Here is a 20,051-nt window from a genome sequence, read left to right on the forward strand (position 1 = left end):
TCGAATCGAAAAATCGGAATCGTTAGCGGACCCGCGCGCATTGACCGCGCGGTACCTGTTGTGTGTGACGGCTACAATGCGTCCACCATGAAAGCGACACGAAATTTCCGCCGCCCGCGCGTGCTGATCGTAGGATGCGGCGACGTCGGCCTGCGCTGCGTGCCCTTGCTGCAACCGCGCGCGCGGGTCTTCGCCTTGACGAGCCATGCCGCGCGTTGCGCCGAACTGCGCGCCGCGGGCGCGACGCCGCTCGTCGGCGATCTCGACGAGCGCCGCAGCCTCAAACGGCTCGCGGGTCTCGCGCCGACCGTGCTGCATCTCGCGCCGCCACAGAAGTCAGGTGACGACGACCGCCGCACTCGCGCACTGCTGGCGACGCTCGGCAGCGCGGGTCAGGTGCGCCGCATGGGCGCTGGCATGCGCGCTTGTACGTGGATTCCCGCCGTCGCGCCGATCGCGCGCATGCGCCGCGCGCGCGCTTCATTTCTGGACGCTGAAGCAGCCGGTATTGTACCCGACAGGGTGCGCCGGGCTGCCGCTTCGCGCGGCGCGTCGCGCATCGTCTACGCGAGCACGACGGGCGTCTACGGCGACTGCGGCGGCGCGTGGATCGACGAAACGCGTGCCGTCAGGCCGGCCAATGCGCGCGCGAAACGTCGCGTGTCGGCCGAGCGGCAGTTGCGGCGCGCGACCGCGCGCGGCGCCGTGACGGCAAGCATTGCGCGGATTCCCGGCATCTATGCGCGCAACCGGCTGCCGCTCGCGCGGCTCAAGAAGGGCACGCCGGCGCTCAACGCGGCCGACGACGTCTACACGAATCACATTCACGCCGACGATCTCGCCGCGATCCTCGTGCGCCTCGCGACGCACGGCAAACCCGCGCGCGTGATCCACGCGTCCGACGATTCTTCGCTGAAGATGGGCGAGTACTTCGATCTCGTCGCCGACACGTTCGGGCTCGCACGCGCGCCGCGCATCACGCGCGCGCAGGCCGAGCGGCAGATCGATCCGAGCCTGCTGTCCTTCATGCGCGAATCGAGGCGGCTCGTGAACCGGCGTCTCAAGGACGAGCTGCGCGTGCGCTTGCGTTATCCGAGCGTCGAGGATTTTTTGCGGGACGCGGCGAAGGGCGCGTAGGGGCAGGGTGCGAGATATCGCTGCCCTCGCGAAAACACTGACCCGTCGCGTTGCATCGGGCGCTTGCCCGCGTGCAACGACCCTCCGCGTCACCCGCGCGGTCCGCTCGCTTCAGGTCAGCGTCGGCAGTACTTCCAGCAGCAGGAAGCACAGCATTCCGCCGATCAGGGCGCCGATCAGGCCCGGATGATACGTATGCCGCCGTCGCATGATGACCATCAAGCCGCCGATCAGCAGCAGCGCAAAGCAGATAAAGGCAATCATCGCCTGCGAGATCGCGTTCGTGCTGTCGATATGCATGGCGCCCCTCCTTGAAAATCTTTGTAGTCGTTTGTTTAAACGAGTATAGGGCGGCATGAAAGGAACGGCATGCTGCGGCGCAGCGCCGTCTGTGCGGTGCACCACGATGTACCACGATGTGCGCGGGCTTTTTTCCCGGCGCATCAAAGGCTTATGGGGACAGTGTCGGCGCGATCGTGGCGCAGCCGTGGTTTACCCGCTCCGTAAAGAACCGAGGTCGGCTTCGTCGAGCCATTGCCACGCGCCGGGCGCGAGCGTCGCGGGCAGCACGAGTCCGCCGATCCGCTCGCGATGCAGCGCTTCGCAGCGGTTGCCCGATGCCGCGATCATCCGCTTGACCTGGTGGTACTTGCCTTCGAGCACCGTGAGTGCGAGCGTGTGCGGATCGCGTGCTTGCGCGTCGAGCGCGGCGCTCGGTTTCGTTTCGCCGTGCAGCAGCACGCCGTCGCGCAACGCGCCCAGTTGCGCGTCGTCGAGCGGATGGCGCGTGGTCGCGACATAGAGCTTCGGCACCTTGCGTTTCGGCGACGTGAACTGATGCACGAACTTGCCGTCGTCGGAGAGCAGCAGCAGGCCCGTGGTGTCCTGATCGAGGCGGCCCACGCACTGCACGCCGCGCTCGGCGAATGGCGGCGGCAGCAGGCTGAACACGCTCGGATGATGCTGCGGATCGCGCGAGCATTCGTAGCCGGCCGGCTTGTTCAGCAGCAGATACGCGTGCTCGCGATACGGCCATTCGACACCGTCGACGTTAAAGCGCAACGTGCCGTCGGCGACGGGGAAGTCGGCGTCGGCATCGGTGCATACGGTGCCGTCGATGCTCACGCGCGCGTCGCTGATCAGGGCGCGGCATTGTCGGCGCGAACCGAAACCTTGAGTGAAGAGGATGCTTTCGAGATTCATGGCGAGCGAAGAATAACACCGCAAGAAGCGGAGCGCGGCGCGACGGCCGGGCGGCGACGATGAACGTCTCGTCATGAACTCCGGAGTTGGCCGATGCCCGCCACGTCTTCATCGTCTTCGTTTGCCGCGGCGAGCCGCTTGCCCGCCGCATTCCAGCGTCTCGCCTGGTCGAATCTGTGCGCGCAGTCGGCCGAGCAGATCAGTCTCGCCGCCGCGCCGCTCGTCGCGGTGTTCGCGCTGGGCGCCAGCGCGCGCGATACCGGTCTGTTGCAAACCGCGCAGACGCTGCCGTTCCTGCTGCTGTCGATTCCGCTCGGCGTCTGGGCCGACCGCCATTCGCGCCGCGTGCTGATGACACTTGCCGAAAGCGTGCGCGTGCTCGCGATGCTCTGCGTGCTGCTGCTCGTTCTCACGCATGCGTTGAACCTGCCGCTGCTGGCCGCGCTCGGCTTCGTCGCCGCGACCGGCACCGTGGCCTACAACGTCGCGGCGCCATCGCTGGTACCGTCGATCGTGCCGCGCGCCGCCTACGCGAATGCCAACGGCCGGCTCGAACTCGCGCGCAGTGTCGCGTATTCGGCGGGGCCGGCGCTCGGCGGCTTGCTGGTCGGCTGGATCGGCGCGGGCTGGGCCTACGGCGGCGCGGCCGCATTGTCGGCGCTGGCCGTCGCATTGCTCGCGGGACTGCGCGAACCGCCGCGCGCCGCCGTGCCGCCGCGTCGCTTCATGCTGGAACTGCGCGACGGCACGCGCTTCGTGCTGCGCGATGCCTTGCTGTTGCCGATGCTGCTGACGGCCGTGTTCTTCAACCTCGGCTTCTTTATCCTGCAAGCGGTGTATGTGCCGTATGCGGTGCATCGGCTCGGGCTCGGCGCCTCGATGGTCGGCGTGACGCTCGGCGCGTATGGCGTCGGCATGGTATGCGGTGCGCTTGCAGCGCCCGCGATCGCACGGCGTCTCGCGTTCGGTCGCCTGCTCGTCATCGGTCCGTCGTGCGGCTTGCTCGCTTCGCTCGTGATGGTCGCGACGCTCGTCGCGCCATCGTTCTGGCTCGCGCTCGCGAGCTTCTTTCTGCTCGGCGCGGGACCGATCCTGTGGGTCGTCGCTTCGACGACACTGCGTCAGGCCATCACGCCCGAGCGCATGATGGGCCGCGTCTCGGCGCTCATCAGCACCGCAACCTATGGCGCGCGGCCGGTGGGCGCGCTGTTCGGCGCGGCGCTCAGCGCCCGTTGGAGCATCGACGCATGCCTCGTCGCGGCCGCGCTCGCGTTTCTCGTGCAGGCGCTGATTATTGTCGTGTCGCCCGCGGCGCGCCTTGCTGACATTCCCGAGCAGACGGACCCAGCGGCTGTGTTACCGTCGACGCGCATGGCAAGGTGACGTTGCCGTTCGAGCCCGTGAGCGTGTAGCACGCTTGCCTGTCCCGGCGAGGCTCATCGTCGGGCGCGGGCAAGCACAGAGGGCCGGTGCTGTCACGCCGGGCTTCCGCATGACAAGGGAGGGTCCCGTGCCGACGCGGCGCCGATGTGGACCGTTACCGGCAGCGTCTACTGCTGACGGCTCAGCTCGCGCGCCGCGTGATCGATCGCTTCCGCCACCGCGCCCGCGTGCGACACCGGCGCCAGATGGCTCGACGCGACCGGCACGACCTTCGCGCCGATGCGCTCGGCGAGCGCTTTCTGCAACGCGGGCGAGACCGCCCGGTCCTTCGTCGTCAGCACGTACCACGACGGTTTATCTTTCCAGCCGACCTGATCGACCGCTTCGTCGAACGCCTGCGCGGCGATCGGCACCTGCGCGGCCGCGAGCACGCGTGTGACGTTCTCGGGCACGTCGGCGGCGAGGTCGGCGCGATAGCGCGCGCGATCGACCCACAGGAAGCCGTTCGCATCCTTGCTGATGCTCTGGCTGGCGGGCATCGGCGTGCCTTGCTTCATCACGTCCATCGCCGATTCGTGCAGTTCCGGCGCGATCGCCGCAACGTACACGAGCCCCGCGACGTTCGGCGCATTCGCCGCGACCTCGGTGATGACGACGCCGCCCCACGAATGCCCGACGAGCAGCACCGGGCCATGCTCGCGCGCGAGCACGCGGCGGGTCGCGGCGACGTCGTCGGCGAGCGAGGTAAGCGGGTTCTGCACCGACGTCACGTGATAGCCCTTCTGCTGCAGCTTCGCGACGACGCCGTTCCAGCTCGAACCGTCGACGAACGCGCCATGCACGAGCACGATGTTGCGCACCGGGCCGGCGAGCGGCGCGGCGGCAGGCTGGTCTTTTGCAGGGGCGGCGGGAGCGGCGGCGGGCGCCGGCGGGGCCGTCGCCACCGGAGCCGCTGGCGCGGCCTGGTCCGCGGGCTCGTTCCCGGACGGCGATCCGGCCGAAGGCGGTGACTGTTCGGCCGATGCGGCGTCGGGCGCCGTTTGCGCAAGCGCGCTTACGTTCGCGAAGCAGAGAGACAGAACGGCGGCGCAAAGCAGGCGTTTGGGCAACATGCTGAATCTCCGCAGGCTGAGAGTTCGACTCCGGCAACATACCGAAGCCCTATCGCGGCGACAATCACAATCCTCGCGCTTAGGTGCGGTGCTGAACCAACGCGGGTTGCCACGAATGTCTGAGGAATATCGGCCAAGGTAACATTACCGGTTTTGCCGGGCTAGGCCGTCACCGCAACCACAGCTGGCCGGGCAATGGGCCCCGATACAGGGGACCGGAGACAGCGGTCCGGACACAACGGTTTCCACACGGCAAGGCGCAATGAATAGTACACAACAGCAGGAAGGCCTGAAGCGCGGGCTCAAGAATCGCCACATCCAGTTGATCGCGCTGGGCGGCGCGATCGGCACGGGTCTCTTTCTCGGCTCGGCGAGCGTATTGCAGGCGGCCGGTCCGTCGATGATTCTCGGCTACGCGATCGGCGGCGTGATCGCCTTCATGATGATGCGCCAGCTCGGCGAGATGGTCGCGCAGGAGCCGGTGGCCGGCTCGTTCAGCCACTTTGCCTACAAATACTGGGGCGACTTCCCGGGCTTCCTGTCGGGCTGGAACTACTGGGTGCTCTACGTGCTCGTGAGCATGGCCGAGCTGACCGCGGTGGGCACCTACGTGCATTACTGGTGGCCGGGCGTGCCGTCGTGGGTGTCGGCGCTGGTGTGCTTCGCGATCGTCAACGCGATCAATCTCGCCAACGTGAAGGCATACGGCGAAACCGAGTTCTGGTTCGCGATCATCAAGGTCGCGGCGGTGATCGGCATGATCGTGTTCGGCGGCTATCTGCTCGCGAGCGGTCACGGCGGCCCGCAGGCGACGGTCGCGAACCTGTGGAGCCACGGCGGCTTTTTCCCGCATGGCTTTCATGGGCTCTTCATGATGCTCGCGGTGATCATGTTCTCGTTCGGCGGGCTCGAGCTGATCGGCATTACGGCGGCCGAGGCCGCCGAGCCGCAGAAGAGCATTCCGAAGGCCGTCAACCAGGTGATCGTGCGGATTCTGATTTTCTACATCTGCTCGCTCGCGGTGCTGCTGTCGCTGTATCCGTGGAACGAGGTGGCGGCGGGCGGCAGCCCGTTCGTGATGATCTTCTCGCAGATCGGCTCGACGCTGACCGCCAACGTGCTCAACGTCGTGGTGCTGACCGCGGCGCTGTCGGTGTACAACAGCGGCGTGTATGCGAACAGCCGCATGCTCTACGGTCTCGCGGAGCAGGGCAACGCGCCGCGCGCGCTGCTGAAGGTCGACCGCCGCGGCGTGCCGTATCTGGCGATCGGTCTGTCGGCGCTGGCGACGTTCGCGTGCGTAATCATCAACTACCTGATTCCGGCCGAAGCGCTCGGCCTGTTGATGTCGCTCGTGGTCGCGGCGCTGGTGCTGAACTGGGCGCTGATCAGCCTCACGCATCTGAAGTCGCGCAGAGCGATGCTGGCCGCCGGCGAAACGCTCGTGTTCCGCTCGTTCTGGTTCCCGGTCAGCAACTGGATCTGCCTCGCGTTCATGGCGCTGATCCTCGTGATTCTCGCGATGACGCCGGGGTTGTCGGTGTCGGTATGGCTCGTGCCAGTGTGGCTCGTGCTGATGTGGGGCGGTTATGTGGTCAAGCGTCGGCGCGAGGTTGCGCGGGGTGGGGTGGGCGCCGCGAGCCGGTAAGCGCCGATAGGTATGTCGCGGGAGAGGTTCGGCTCGCGGCATGCGCGATTTTTTCGGTGTGGGTTGTTTTTTGTATCGTCAGCATCGCTGATTGTTTATGCATTTTGCGGCGTGCGATATTTTTCGCTGTCGACGGTGGTGCGGGAGTGCAGGTTAGGCGTCTGCGAGGGGATTGCCGGTTTTCTCGGGGTTGTAGCGAGCGGTCCTAACCTGTACATCGGTGAGCGGCATGGTGGTATCTCCCGCTGGGAAGGCCCGGAAACGAGCCAGATACCACTGACTGCGTCGGTCAGTGCCATAGGTTGCGATTCATGGGGACATTTACGCCGGTCAAAACGTCAGTGTAGCGACATGCCCCCGAATGGCGCCTATTGTCAGCATTCGTTGCTTTACAACGGCAGACAACAAAAAACCCGCTAAGCCTTTGCTGTAGCGGGTTTTGTGGGCATTATCTATCTTCGCTTTACATGCTAATGGTGCCAGGGCCGGAATCGAAAAAATCCTGCTATCGCTTGGCTGGCGCGGGTTTGAGGAATTTTGCTGGTGCAGATACCACCAGAAATGCCACCGGGCGTGGGTGCTGGGGCATTCATGTGCTCTTGGCTGCTCATGCTGTCTTTCGCGTTCGTCTCAGGTCGAGACTTCGCTTGGCACATATTTGGCCGTGTTCGACCCGGAGCAGCCGTTCCGTGGCAGCGCCTCCACTGTCGCTTGCCGGAGTATAGTGGCCAATCGCCCGTCGGCTGCGTTGCGGGCACACTTAACCAACAAGCGCAAACATGACAGCAATTCCTGGGTTTTGGGATACCGGCCCACATAACCCCGTTCCGGTGGAGAAAACGTGGAGAGGCTTTGTTGCACATGTCGGTGGGGCCGTGGTTGAAGACCTAGTTCCACAGCCTCGTAACTTTCAAAATGCTGATTTCGCTTTCTTTGAAGATGGCGTTATTGCAGAGCTGAAGGAAATTGAAACCGAGTTTTCTAACTCTCCTGCTTTCGCCAAGGGATTTAATGAGCTTATGCAAAGAGTCGTCGCCGAGGATCCAGACTGGCGGCCTGCGTTGTTTGGCGGGAAAGGCGAGCCGCAGTGGTTTGCTCGTGATTACGTTCGCCTCTTCAGACCGCCTTTGACGCGCATCCTTAAGAAGGCAAACGCACAAATAAAAGAAACAAAGGAGCATTTTAAAATAAAATCCAATGGAGGCGTAGCAATAGTAGTGAATGATGGATTTGCATCCCTGGGTCCTGATCGTGTGAGAGCCTTGATAGGAAATATTCTTTCTACGTCCTATTCATCTATCGACTGTTGTATCTATATGACAGTAAATCGATATGTTGAGTTGCCGGGATCTAATGTTCCGCGTCTTGTGTGGGCACCAATGTACAGCGACCGTGCGTCAGACGGGCTCGTCGCGTTTGTGAATACACTTGGGGAGAGATGGTTCGACTATATCCAAACCATAATTGGTCCGTTCTCGATCGGCAAGGACGAATATCAGTCAGAGTCCGACGCGCCACTGATCGGTGCCCGTTCTATCGTATTGCCGCGTTAGCGCGCGTTCTGAGCGAAAGCGCTCGGTCAGGTTGACCTTGAGCTTTTCGTGTGAACGCGCCGCCGTGTCGATGCTGAGATACCTAACCGTGCTTTCAAGCTTCGTATGTTCAAGTAGCAACTGAACGGCTCGGAGGTTCGTTAATTCGAAATTACCAAGGAACTCCTGACTACATCATCGGTTGCAGCTAAAGCCGTAAGTCAAATAGGAGTTTTATTTTGCGTTCATCCCTTATTTCGTACTTCACTCTCCAGCAAACTCGAAGGATCTGAAATGACCGACGAAGTAGCGAACACTACTCAGTTTCTACTTTGCTCTAATTGCTTTGCAGACGAGGGATTGCGGATTGACTCGTGGAAGCATGGTGTCGAACAGGAAGGGGAGTGCCCAAACTGCAAGAGCCATGATGGGAAAAAGCTCACGAAGGAACACGTATTGGGGATTGCGCACCGCTTCTTTGTCAGCGGCACGACTATCCGATTTGACTATGGCGCGGCACCGCGCGTGCAATGCAACGAGCACCATTACGGCAAGAGCGATATCTCGCCGTCGCCATGGCTGAGAAACGATGTGAAGCTGATCGAGGACGCGGCAAAGATCGGTTTCTTCCATTACGGTCCGCGTTTCTGGATGTTTGGAGAAGTCGAGCCGTTGAAGGCGTTGCAAGATCCGGCGACACGTCCTCAGATCATTGACCGTGTATTAAAAGAATATCCTGTTCGAACACTCGCGAAGGACGAATTGTTTTATCGCGTCCGAGTGAACCCTCAGCATCATGCCGAGCCACACGAATATGACAGCCCTCCATTGCACTTCGCCGGGAAGGGACGGCTCGATTCTGTGGGCTTCCCGGTCATGTATGGATCACAAGATATAGATATCTGCATCCACGAATGTCGCGCCACGGTCGAGGATGATATGTATGTTGCCACGTTGCAACCCGTCAGAGACTTGCGGCTTTTGGAGCTTACAGCGGTCCTCAAAGAGGAGGTCACCGAATTCGAGAGCTTGGACATGGCTATCCATATGCTCTTTCTTGCGAAATCACATTCGTACGAAATCTCTCGCGATATTGCGATGGCTGCGAGAGGTGCAGGTTTCGACGGTGTTATCTATCCCTCCTATTTCAGTCTACTTCGCACTGGCGGGCGTCCCTTTGAGACCGCATATGGCCTTTCGCTACGCCGTTTTCATCCACAAGCCGAGCAGTACGCCAAGGCGTATACGATTCCTAACTTCGCTCTCTTCGGTCGACCGATCGAACAAAGCAGTGTCATCGTGAAGTGCATCAATCGAATGATCTTGACCCAGATCGGTTATTTGGGCCATTTTGGACCTGTCGCCTATTGATTTCACGCGAAACATTCACGATTAGCCAGGTTCCGCTATTGGCATCGCAAGCTGTCGTGCTGACTGGCCGCTTTGGCTGACGAGGGAGCGCTTGTTTCGTGTCTTCGTAAGTGAATGGCCGAGGCCGTGTGAAAACGCATTGATCGTCTAAACTGAATCAACGTGTTGAGACAGGGTGACTCATGAAGCGATTCGTTGAAGGTGATGACCGCAAGCAGGTCGCACTACTTCCCGAATGCGTCGATGACTATATTGGACAGGACAATCCGGTCAGGGTCATAGATGCCTTCGTCGACGAACTGGACCTTGCGGAACTCGGTTTCAACGGTTCGACACCGGCGCTGACGGGCCGCCCGTCCTATCATCCAGACGTGATGCTCCGGATTTACATTTACGGGTATCTGATCCGGGTACCCTCCAGCCGCCGTCTTGAGCGCGAATGCCAGCGCAATATTGAACTGATGTGGCTGACAGGACGTCTGGCGCCGGACTTCAAGACAATCGCTGACTTTCGCCGCGACAACGGCCCGGCGATTCGCAACGTATGCCGACGTTTCGTCGAACTGTGTCGCGGACTGAAGCTCCTGGCCGGCGACATGGTCGCAATCGACGGCAGCAAGTTCAAGGCGGTGAACAGCCGTGACAGAAACTACACGGCCGGCAAGATCGACAAGCGGCAACAACAGATTGAGGAAAGCGTCCAGCGATATCTCGACATGATTGAAACCGCAGACCGGACCAGTCCGATAGGTTTCGATGTGAAGACCGTGCACCTCTACGAGAAGATCGCGGTCTTGCGTCAGCAGATGCGTGAGCTCGAGCAGATCAGAAAGCAGTTGAAGAAAGTGCCGGACAGGCAGTTGTCGCTTACCGACCCGGATTCCCGTTCGATGACCAGTGGTGGCAAAAGAACCGAAACGGTCGGCTACAACGTTCAGGTCGCCGTCGATACGAAGCATCACCTGATCGTCGAACACGAGGTGACGAACGTCGGAGGCGATCACGGGCAACTCAGCAGGATGGCGTTGTTGGCGAAGAATGCGATGGGCAAACCGAAGCTGAAGGTGCTGGCCGATCGAGGTTACTTCAGCGGCCCGGATATCCGTGCATGCGAACTGGCGGGGGTCAAGGCGTATGTCCCGAAACCGCTCACTTCGGCATCAAGGAAGAAGGGTCTCTTTACCAAGCGAGACTTTGTCTACATCGCGAAGAACGATGAGTATCGATGCCCTGCAGGGGAGCGTGCTATCCGTCGATTCACGACCATTGAGCATAACATGAATCTGCAGGTGTACTGGCCCACCGCCTGCCCGCGTTGTCATCTCAAGGAGCGATGTTCTCCGAGCGACTATCGCCGCATCCGACGATGGGAACACGAACAGATACTGGAAGCCATGCAGCGTCGGCTGGATCGCAAGCCGGATGCAATGACGATCCGGAGAAGCACTGTCGAACACGTCTTCGGCACGCTGAAGCATTGGATGGGAGCCACACACTTCCTGACGCGAACGCTCGGACGGGTGAGCACTGAAATGAGCCTTCAGGTGTTGACCTACAACCTGAAGCGGGTCATAAACATACTCGGTGTCGCCAGAACATTGAAGGCGATGAAGATGGCTGGAGCATAAGCCCGGAGGGGCTTTGTGCGCTGGACAGGCTCTGTCAGGCCGGGTATGTGCCGCGCGACAAAATGAGAGTTCCCATGCGCACCATCGCGCCATAGACACGAATCATCGGGCCTGACTCGATTAGGGCGGGCGAACGGGCCCGTAAGGGAGAAGAAAACAGTTTCCACACGGCCTCGGCCGACCGCGGCCCGATTCGACAGGCTTTAGTAGCCCCGAAGCGGCCATCTGACCTATCAGAAAGTGGCCGTTCAACGCTTGACTAATCGGGCGACCGTAGTCCGATGATCTGAGGGTAACGGCAGCGTAACTTGCGAGTTCGCCAGTTTCCCTTAAGCATTCAGCATGCTTAAGGGCGCCAAACATCAATATTTCCATTCTTGTCTACCGAGACCAAAATGAATTGTTGCCGCCAATCAACCAGAATTAACCCAAAACGCTCACTGACACTCGCGAAAGCGTTTGTTAGAAGCATGTCATCTGCACCAGAGAGACTGGCCGCAAGTACCGTTGTGCCACTTTCATTTTGAATTCCGTAGAGATAGGCGTTCTCACCTAGCTCTATAGAGAACCCGTTCTCGACTTGACCGAGTACTGCGGAAAACGTCCCAAGAATAGGAGCTTGAAGTAACGTTCCGGACACTAAAGTAGCAAGCTCCCCCGGAGACACGCTATTAGATACGACTGGACCGCGAGTGATACGCCGGGCATAGATATCCTTCCATCCGTGCTCACTGCGATTTGCTGCCTCAAAGGACTTGTACTCCTTGAGAATTTTTTGAATTTCCCCAAATCTCGCTCTTGGGAAGAACTCCAGTTGCGCCCATTCGTCCTCGTGAAATTGCGGCACTCCTTGAGAAGACTCTTTAGTTGCAGCGACGTAAACGATAGAGTCTGCCGCGACTGTCGGCATGGTGTATCGCAACGAGTTGACATTCACTGTTTCGACCTTTGGCGCGGCTTGAGACGCGGTAGAGGTGCGAACTGCGGTCAGGAGACGGGCGAGTATTCGTTTCATTAGGAAGGGGAGCGCAACTGCTGTTAATTGAATTAACTTGGCGGGTCAGATAGAGCCCCCGCCAAGTCTCACCGGGTTCACTCTTCGACGTAACCCTTGCGCAATTTCTCCGTGACGAGCTTATCCATCTCGCGACGAGCCCGTTCTGCGCTGTCGTACTGCTTCAGATTCGTCTGCCCGCTGGTGCCTACGCGCCCATAGCTGACGCTAAGTTCAGCGCCCCGCAGCGTAACGCGCCAAAACTTGTGCGAAGTTCCGCCCTCAAAGCGCAGATTGCGCACCAGTTCTATTTGCGGTTCATCAGCGTGTGCAATACGAAAATCGTCGGTCGCGAGTGAAGCCGATGCCGCCGGTTTCGTTGGCATCGGCGCCGGCAATTCGACCTCGATATCCAGTGCCCTGTCTTCCCCATCGGCCAGCATGGACTCTATTCGGGTCAGCACCGCGTCGCGGTCATGCAGCCAATCCTTACCCGGAATATCCAGCACCCGCCATCCAAAGCTGCGCAGCACGCCGGGGCGGAAAACGTAGCGCTCGGCGGCATCGGTCACCGTTTCCGCCGGACTATCGAGCAAAATCGCGAGCGCGTAGTGCGCCGCTGACGGATCGACAACGGCGAGGTCGCATCGGAACTGCGATCGGCCTACATTGACGTGGACGTCATGACCGCGTGCCCGTAGTGCGTCGGCCATTGCGTTGCGGATGCTGTCGGATGCGGCCTGCCGCGCGAAAGCTTCACGCGCCCCCGGGTTTAGCGAACCAAGCGTCGCCTGCGCCCTCTCGAACTGTCCTTGGGCGCTCGCCTGTGCGAACTGCAGGAAAGCACGCAACGCCGCGGCGCCATCGTTGTGCACGTTGGTAATGGCCTCGGCCTGTATCGTCGATACGACCGCCATTCGATGGCGCGCACGGCTGAAGATGACGTTGAGGCGCTTCTCCCCGCCGCGCTGGTTGATCGGGCCGAAATTCATTTGCATCTTGCCGTCCGGACCTGGCGCGTAGCAGATGCTAAGAATGATGACGTCGCGTTCGTCGCCCTGGACGTTCTCCAGATTCTTGACGAACAAGCCATTGAACTGATCGTCGTCCTCGCGTACATACTCCCGCTCAAGACGCGCGGCGAAATCCGCGTCCTCTCGCTCGAGTGCTTCGAGTGCGGCCTCGATTGCGGTTTGCTGCGCCTCGGAGAACGCCACAATGCCGAGGCTCAACCCGGTCTCCCTACGCAGCAGCTCACGCACAGTTTGCGCGATATACCGCGCCTCGGGCTCGTTACACCGCTCCAGATATACGCCATCGCTTAACCGATGGAAGCTGACCGGCCGCGCCAAAAGCGCGTCCGCACCGGCAATTCCTGCGTCACCCTGGTCCGAGCGCACGGGGATCACGTCTTCCTCGCTGCGCTCGAGCACGCGGTCAGGAATGGTGACCAGGCGACCATCGTAAAACGCTGCGTTGGAGAAGCTGATCAGCGATTCGTGACGGCTGCGGTAGTGCCAGGCCAGCAGCGTAGCAGGCAAGTTCCGAGCAGCCTGGTTCAACAAGCTGTCTGAATCGAGGTTGATCGCGATACGCTCGCCGTCCTCTTCCACCACGATTTCGTCGTCTTCGCTGCTGCTGGTGGAGAAGAATGTGGTCGGCGGCAACTGCATTTCGTCTCCGACTACGACCACCTGGCTCGCGCGACTCAACGCAGGCACCGATTCCTCGGTGGGAATCTGACTAGCCTCGTCAAAGATCACCACGTCAAACAGATCCGGTGACAGCGGCAGAGTGTCGGAAACCGAGAGCGGGCTCATCAGCCAGATCGGTTTCAGATCGTTCACGATCAGTCCCGAGTCGTCGTCGCTGAGTTCGCGGATCGACCGGTGGCGCATGCTTTTGCCGAACTCATGCTCCAGTTCGCGGCGACCGGCGGCGTAACGTTTCTTGAACGTCTTGCCTTCGGCATCGAGTTGCGTGGCCGACAACGTGGATTGGCGCACGTGTTCAGCGAACTGCTGATGCCTCCTTGCGCTTACCACCTCGGCGTTGAGGGCCAGCAACTCGCGCTGTCCTTGCGCGACGGCACGTGCCGCCTGAGCCAGCGCGGCGCCGCTGAAGCGCGCCAGCGTGAGACTCTCCCGTTCCAGTCTCCGCAGCGCTTCGTCGGCGATCAGCGCATCCAGTTGGACAGGCGGGTAATCCAGCGATTGAAGCGCAACGGCATAGGTGGGATCTCCCGCGTGGACAGAACGCAGCAGCGGCAAGAGATCGGGCAAATCGGCCAGCGCTTCACGCAGGTCTCGAAGCAGTTCGGCAAGCTCGCCCAAACGCGTGTCGGGGTTCACGGCAAGGTCGAGGCCGACATGTTGAGCCAGCTTGTCCAATGGGTCTTGGGCACTTGCCTGTTCGCGCGCCGTCGCTAGCGGATCAGCAGAGCCGCGCAGATTGCCGATGAGATCTCGAAGCCCTTCGGATTTCTGGAGACGCCGCTCGAGTTCGGCGAGTGCCGACGTAAATGCGAGCATATCGCCGACGCCATACCGCTGCCGGCTCTGGGCATCGGCTGCGGCGAGCGCAGCGCTGGCGGCGTGCTCGGTAGCAAGCGCGTCCAATACCTTAAGGTAGCCGGGATGAACTGCGTGCTTGCCGAAATCGTAGCGGCGCTTCAGCTCCGCGCGTAGGCGCCACCAACGCGGCTGCAGCCAGCGCGTCGGCGACGACTCCAGCCGGCGAACCAGTATGAGTGCGGATTCCGTATCGTCCCGACTGAGCTTGTCGCGCCAATTCGATGTTGCGTCTTGGGCAACGCTCAGCGCCCGTGTGTGCGTATCGAGCTCGGCACGAACCTTCTGCATTTCACCATGCGCCGGTGAGGATTTATCGAGAAGATCGAGATGCGAAGCAAGTCCGGTGTCCAGCAGCCACACACAGTCAGTCGCGATGGAGCATGCATGTTCCAGGGCGGTGTCATGAGAGATCCTGTACTCCGAACTATCCAATAACCGGTCCAGCGCTTCGAACTGGGCTTCCGCAACTTCGCACAATTGTTCGGCCCGGCCGAATGCGCGCTCGTCGCCCAGCAATTGCCGGGACAGCTTGGCGAACGGATGTGCGGCAAGACTATCCACGCCGAAGCGCTCGCGCATGGCGCGGTGTACACGCTGCGTCAAATCCCGGTAGTGGTCCCAGCTCGCCAAAGTTGGCAAGCGCTCGCGCATCGCCGCCCCCGGTTCGGGGGCACTGGGAAGCTCGGCAAGACGCCGCAGAAGCGCGCGCACGCTGTCGCCGACGGGCTCGCAAATCGCCGCCATGGCCGACTCGAAACTGTCGATGCGTTGCTGTTGCTCCGTCAGCAAATCCACCGCTTGCTTGCGACGCGCCTCCAGCGTTTCGCTACCGTGAGGCTGCGAAATCCAGCGCTCGTAGCAGTCGCGCAGATCGGCGATAAAAGCCTTCTTGTCGGTCTGCGAATCGTGGATCAAGCAGCACAATGCTTCCAGGCGGCTCTGCTTGAGCCGATGGAACACCACGTCCAGCGCAGCACGTTTCTCGCAGACAAACAGCACGCGCTTGCCGCGGGCTGCGTAATCGGCGATCAGGTTGGTGATGGTCTGGGATTTTCCCGTTCCCGGCGGCCCCTGAATGATGAAGCTGCGCTGGTTGCGCGCCAACCCCACCGCTGCATTCTGCGTGGCGTCGGAAGCCACGACGCTCCATCGTTCAGCCGCTTGAAGTGGTGGCGGCGCCTCGGCCTCCACCTCACGCGGCTCGATGGAGAACACTCGGTCAAAAGCGGGGTTCTCGCGAGGTTCGTCGAGCAATTGGGAATAGTCGCGTACCAGCGACATCTTCTTGTAGTTGAAGTTAGCCAACGTCACCTGAGTCAGATCCAGATCCCAGGCGTAGCGGTGCCCTTCAGACTCTTGAAGCGCGAAACCTAAACGGTCGTCGGTGTCGGCTGTCTCGACAATCGGATCGGCCATATGGGGCTGACGGAGCCCGGCACTCGGCGCGGCACCCGCCTCGAAACGCTGCGGCAGCTCGCTTGGCCGAACCCAAAGTTCAAAAAGTGCTCGCCCAAGAGGCCGATAGTCGTCTTGTGCGTAGCTGTAAGGCGGCAGCCGTCCGTCCTCCCTCGCGCGTCTCACACTTGCGCCCGGCCTCCGACGCTTGAATTGCTGCATGCGCTGAAGCGCCTTCTGCCGCACGAGCCGTACCGCCGCCCGGTCGACCAGACGGAGCTCCACCGCGGGTTCGGAGCGCCGGATCTGACTCAGGATGTCGGCGTGTATCTCCGCGAGCGTAGTGCGGCCCAGGTCGACCGTCTCGGGCAGCCGGATGTCGTACAGCTGGCCAAGGTGATGGCGCAAGACAGGATTGAACTCGGCTTCGCCGCTCGTGCATTGGATCACGTACTGATCTCGCACCCCCTTGCGCTTGACCAGTTCGACCGGCAGCCAAAGCAGCGGCGAAACAATGCGCTCGTCCGGTGACTCCTTCAGGTTGTGCCAGCGCAAAAAGGCAATCACGAGGCGCAGGTTGCTGAAGCCGAATTCGGCCCGATCTCGCCGGGTTTCGGCGATGAGTCTGTCGAGGGCCGCCGGCAGGTACGGCTGGTCGTCGAAGCGAAGCCAGCGCTGCAGCGAGACTTGCTTGCCCGACACAAGATCGTCCGCAAAGGGGCCGCCCCACGTGCAAATGTGCTCGGGCCGTACACTTTCGATCTGCAGCATCAGCGGCACGCTGGCCACTGTCAGGTTCACGCTGGCCGCGGAAGGTCGAAAGTGAAGTAACCGGTTGCGCCGGGACAGATCGAACAGGCGATCGCGCAAATGCATGAGTACCGCGCGTCGACGCGGCATCGCACCGCTGGCGGCTGCGAGAGCGCGCTCCACGTCGAGAACGAGGGGCTGTTCACGCCAGGTGCTCAGGCGCGCGGCCAGGGCTGCGAGGTCCGTCGCGCGCTCGTGCCGGTTGATCTCCGTCATCTCGACGATGACCGCGGCCACGATAGGGTGCAGTCTCTCGCACACCAGGAACAGATTGCGGCGGTGGGCGACGAAGCTGCGTAAATCGTCTTCGTCGGCGAAATCCAATCCGCAGGCAAGACTCGCCAACATCAAGCCGAGCAGGAAAATATCGCTGATTTCATCATGGTGCCCGATCTGCAGTTCCCAACTGGCAGGACCCAGCAGGTACACGGGTCGCTCAATCGGCGCAGCAACGTCGAGTTGCAACGCCAGATCGGTTTCTTCGCGGCGACCATCTTCGGAATGGGTGCGTTGTAAGGCACCGACGATATTCAGGCCCGACGCCGGATGCGGCTGCACCCGGTGCACCGCACCGATGTCGATGGCCGGCGATTTGCCCTCGGCTCTACGCAGGCGGAGCACGCCATCTTCACCCACCAAGATGCTATCGGCGTCAAGCGCGGCAACCTTGCCTTGTGCGTGCAGCGCGGCAACTTGGTGAAATAGCGGCACAATCAACACCAGCACGTCGTCGGTGGACAGTGCCGCGCTACCTTGCGCTGCAATCAGACTGCGCAGGGTACGCGGATTGTTGTTTGCGATCGCGCTGTCGCTCATGCCTGACTCTCCTTCGCCAGTTGCCGGTTGTATCGGTCCAGCTCGCGCTTGCCGAAACCTGCATCGCGACGCAGATTGAGCCGCAGAGCGTCGAGGCTCCCCAGCGTTTGGGCTACCTGCCCCGCTCGCAACAAGGCCGCATCCTGCTGGTCGGGATCGGCGAGCGCGAGGTCCACCATCAGCGCGTTGAGGTAGCCGCGCACGCTGTCGTCGACTGCAACGGCGTCGAATACCTCGAGTCCGACGGCTGGCTCATCAGCACCCCAGTCAGGGAACAACATGCGCACTTGTGCAAGCACCGCGTCACTCGTGAGCGGCGCGCCGGCCAGATAGCGGGCAAGGAAACCACGCGTGAGGGTCTGCAGCCGCACTTGTCCGGGCAGGTCCAGACGCTCCAGTGTCAGCGGGCCGTGCAGCCTGGTGTCGATCCACGCATCCAGGTCGTCGGCCCCATCCCACCACAATGCCAGCGCACGGGCGCGAATGAAGGTCTCCGGATGGCTGTGTGCCGCACTCGCGCCCGCTTCATGCGAATCGATCTCGGCTGCCTGCCGCAGGTAGGCCGCCGCGTCAACGGTGGCAATTCCGGTCTGCACCTTGACCAGCGTCGATACCGCCGGCGCAACCGCGCCCGCTGCCACCGAGCCGCCTCGGTCGGCAAAAAGCTCCGTGTGAAGGGCATAACGGCGGTAGGTCTCGCGGTGACTGCTACGCGCGTCCGGTGCCGCCACCGCGTCGCTCAAGATGCGATCAGCGGCAAGAAAGCGCCCATTGTCGCGCGACCACAGCAGGTAATGCGCCAATTCATGTCCGAATACCGCCAGTAACTCCTCTGGTGACAGCCGGTCCAGCAGCGGCCCTTGAAGAATGATGTGAACCTCGCCCGGTACGTAGACGAGCGAAGCGTTCATCTGCTGCCCTGCGGATTGGTACAGGGTGGCTGGTGCTTCAATGCCTAATCGCTCCATCGCAATCGCCAAGGCGGCATGTACCTCACGGTGCGCGTCGGCGTCGATGCGGTAGGTATCGCGCAGTAGCATGGTGCGCAGTTCCTCCGAGAGCCCAGCGCCAGTGGCACGCTCACATGCCCAACGCCAAACCTCCGGCTCGCGTTCAAGCAGATAGTTGACCACCGTCGAGTGGTAGGTCAGCGGCGCCAGCGCGCTGCGATCGGGACTATGGATTCGCATGGAGTGATTATTGAGCGTTGTATGGCAGCGGTTCGACGACAGGGCAAGTGACGCAAGCCCCAGTCACCGTTGTTTCCCGGTGAGAGTTTAGGCAGTCCAGGCACCTGAGTAGAGGTCATAGATGCGAATGTTGCGCATCGCCGCGCGGATGTTATGCTCGCCGACTGACTCGACAAGCCGAGTCGGGACAGAGATGCCGACATGCTCGCTATGGATTGGAAACACTTCAGCTTCGCAGTCCAGCGACGCCAGACGTCTCTCGATGTCGCTCACGGACACCTTATGCGCTATGAATTGCAGGCTCATGTTCGCTTCACCCGAACCTCCGCGACGTCTCCAAGCGCGTCCTGGAGACGAGCCTCGAGAAAATCTGGGACTGCTTGTCCGCGGACATCATAAATTGCCACCAGGTTCACGCTTTGAAAAGGGAGGTGCAACTGACCGAAGCTGATGCGAGCGCGAACGAACGCAACACTCAGGTTAAGCGCTTCTTCAGTCTCAATGTAATGATTGACGACGAGGATATGCTCCGTGCCATCCTTTGCTGAAAACTCCGGAGTAAACACGATTATTCCGTTCAACAGGGGCTCAGCATGCTAATCGGCAGTTTTTTGAAAAACTGAAGAGGTGCTTTGCATCGATCTGGTTCCATTTGACGATTTTGAGCAGTCGGTCAACGTGCGCGGCTAGATTGGGTTTGGGTTGGCAAGCTGCGCTGCCGACTCATCAAACCACTTGAGGAACTTATGGATAGCGTCGGTGGCGGCGGTCACTGATGTATGCAAGGATCGAATCGTGTCGAAGCCGCGTTGCAGAATAAGAATCTTCGATGGTTGTGCCGGTGGGCAGAAAATGAAAGCCTTGCCTTCCCCGTCGAATTGCTCGCCCCAATTTGTCAAGAAATTGAACGCGCCATATTTCTCCCAATCGCGTTGGCACTCGAAAACGGTCCGTTCATCATCTTCAAGTAATTGATCGCCTTGAGCTCCGTACAGCAACCGATCAAGACGATTGATTAACTGTTTGTCGCTCAGACCGTCCAGATCACTTCGCCAAAGATCCGGAAGGGCCGCCACGATCTCCTTGAAACCTAGATAGGCTGGATACAACGAGCATCGCGGATTGGAATAATCGCCTAGAGCGTGTTAGGCACTTTGTGCCAAACCTGGTAACCTGGCGCAATGCCAGAACGCAAACCGTACCCAACAGATGTATCGGACGAGGAGTGGAGCTTTGCCGCTCCGTACCTCGTCCTGATG

The 20,051-nt window shown here is 60.9% G+C and carries 15 protein-coding genes; 6 read left to right on the forward strand and 9 right to left on the reverse strand.

The genetic code is table 11. From position 1 onward, the window contains the following. The first annotated feature begins 87 nt into the window (after positions 1 to 87). Positions 88 to 1,137 (forward strand): NAD-dependent epimerase/dehydratase family protein, encoded by a 1,050-nt coding sequence (locus F3J19_RS11885; RefSeq protein WP_167041185.1) that lies wholly within the window; start codon positions 88 to 90, stop codon positions 1,135 to 1,137. 111 nt (positions 1,138 to 1,248) lie between these two features. On the opposite strand, the gene F3J19_RS11890 is transcribed toward F3J19_RS11885, so the two are convergent. Both F3J19_RS11890 and F3J19_RS11895 read right to left on the reverse strand, forming a co-directional pair. Continuing rightward, positions 1,249 to 1,437 carry a hypothetical protein gene (locus F3J19_RS11890; RefSeq protein WP_167041188.1) on the reverse strand — a complete coding sequence of 63 codons (189 nt, stop codon included), beginning with the start codon at positions 1,435 to 1,437 and terminating at the stop codon, positions 1,249 to 1,251. Between the two features lie 192 nt (positions 1,438 to 1,629). Next, positions 1,630 to 2,340: a 16S rRNA pseudouridine(516) synthase gene (locus F3J19_RS11895; RefSeq protein WP_167041191.1), complete on the reverse strand. Its 711-nt coding sequence runs from the start codon at positions 2,338 to 2,340 to the stop codon at positions 1,630 to 1,632. Positions 2,341 to 2,433: 93 nt separating this feature from the next. Here F3J19_RS11895 and F3J19_RS11900 point away from each other — a divergent pair, with 93 nt between their 5' ends. Continuing rightward, positions 2,434 to 3,723, forward strand: a complete 1,290-nt coding sequence (locus tag F3J19_RS11900; RefSeq protein ID WP_167041194.1) for an MFS transporter — start codon at positions 2,434 to 2,436, stop codon at positions 3,721 to 3,723. 167 nt (positions 3,724 to 3,890) lie between these two features. On the opposite strand, the gene F3J19_RS11905 is transcribed toward F3J19_RS11900, so the two are convergent. After that, positions 3,891 to 4,835 carry an alpha/beta hydrolase gene (locus F3J19_RS11905; RefSeq protein WP_167041197.1) on the reverse strand — a complete coding sequence of 315 codons (945 nt, stop codon included), beginning with the start codon at positions 4,833 to 4,835 and terminating at the stop codon, positions 3,891 to 3,893. 262 nt (positions 4,836 to 5,097) lie between these two features. On the opposite strand from F3J19_RS11905, the gene F3J19_RS11910 reads away from it, so the two are divergent. The 4 genes from F3J19_RS11910 to F3J19_RS11925 all read left to right on the forward strand — a co-directional run bounded on the left by F3J19_RS11910 (position 5,098) and on the right by F3J19_RS11925 (position 11,014). Then, positions 5,098 to 6,483, forward strand: a complete 1,386-nt coding sequence (locus tag F3J19_RS11910; protein WP_167041200.1) for an amino acid permease — start codon at positions 5,098 to 5,100, stop codon at positions 6,481 to 6,483. 779 nt (positions 6,484 to 7,262) lie between these two features. Beyond that, positions 7,263 to 8,036, forward strand: coding sequence for a hypothetical protein (locus F3J19_RS11915; RefSeq protein WP_167041203.1), 774 nt, complete (start codon positions 7,263 to 7,265; stop codon positions 8,034 to 8,036). 273 nt (positions 8,037 to 8,309) lie between these two features. Continuing rightward, positions 8,310 to 9,386: an RES family NAD+ phosphorylase gene (locus F3J19_RS11920; RefSeq protein ID WP_167041206.1), complete on the forward strand. Its 1,077-nt coding sequence runs from the start codon at positions 8,310 to 8,312 to the stop codon at positions 9,384 to 9,386. 182 nt (positions 9,387 to 9,568) lie between these two features. Then, positions 9,569 to 11,014 (forward strand): IS1182 family transposase, encoded by a 1,446-nt coding sequence (locus tag F3J19_RS11925; RefSeq protein ID WP_167041209.1) that lies wholly within the window; start codon positions 9,569 to 9,571, stop codon positions 11,012 to 11,014. A 346-nt stretch (positions 11,015 to 11,360) separates the two neighbouring features. Here F3J19_RS11925 and F3J19_RS11930 read toward each other — a convergent pair whose 3' ends face one another. From F3J19_RS11930 to F3J19_RS11955, 6 genes are all read right to left on the reverse strand, one after another. Further along, the gene (locus F3J19_RS11930) at positions 11,361 to 11,924 is read right to left on the reverse strand and encodes a hypothetical protein (protein WP_240158895.1); all 564 of its coding nucleotides are present in this window, start codon (positions 11,922 to 11,924) and stop codon (positions 11,361 to 11,363) included. A 182-nt stretch (positions 11,925 to 12,106) separates the two neighbouring features. Continuing rightward, complete coding sequence (locus tag F3J19_RS11935) at positions 12,107 to 17,602, reverse strand: AAA domain-containing protein (RefSeq protein ID WP_167041215.1); 5,496 nt, start codon at positions 17,600 to 17,602, stop codon at positions 12,107 to 12,109. Beyond that, complete coding sequence (locus tag F3J19_RS11940; protein WP_167041218.1) at positions 17,599 to 18,792, reverse strand: M48 family metalloprotease; 1,194 nt, start codon at positions 18,790 to 18,792, stop codon at positions 17,599 to 17,601. Before F3J19_RS11940 ends, F3J19_RS11935 begins: the two co-directional genes overlap by 4 nt. 87 nt (positions 18,793 to 18,879) lie before the next feature. After that, entirely contained in the window at positions 18,880 to 19,098 is a 219-nt protein-coding gene (locus tag F3J19_RS11945; RefSeq protein WP_167041221.1) for a hypothetical protein, read from the reverse strand. Beyond that, positions 19,095 to 19,358 carry a hypothetical protein gene (locus tag F3J19_RS11950; RefSeq protein WP_167041224.1) on the reverse strand — a complete coding sequence of 88 codons (264 nt, stop codon included), beginning with the start codon at positions 19,356 to 19,358 and terminating at the stop codon, positions 19,095 to 19,097. The genes F3J19_RS11945 and F3J19_RS11950 overlap by 4 nt, the downstream gene beginning before the upstream one ends. Before the next feature lie 120 nt (positions 19,359 to 19,478). Then, on the reverse strand, positions 19,479 to 19,901 hold the full coding sequence (locus tag F3J19_RS11955; RefSeq protein ID WP_167041227.1) for a hypothetical protein: 423 nt from the start codon (positions 19,899 to 19,901) through the stop codon (positions 19,479 to 19,481). Positions 19,902 to 20,051: the final 150 nt, after the last annotated feature.

This window comes from Burkholderia sp. Ax-1724, assembly GCF_011752995.1.
Classification (GTDB): Bacteria; Pseudomonadota; Gammaproteobacteria; order Burkholderiales; family Burkholderiaceae; genus Paraburkholderia.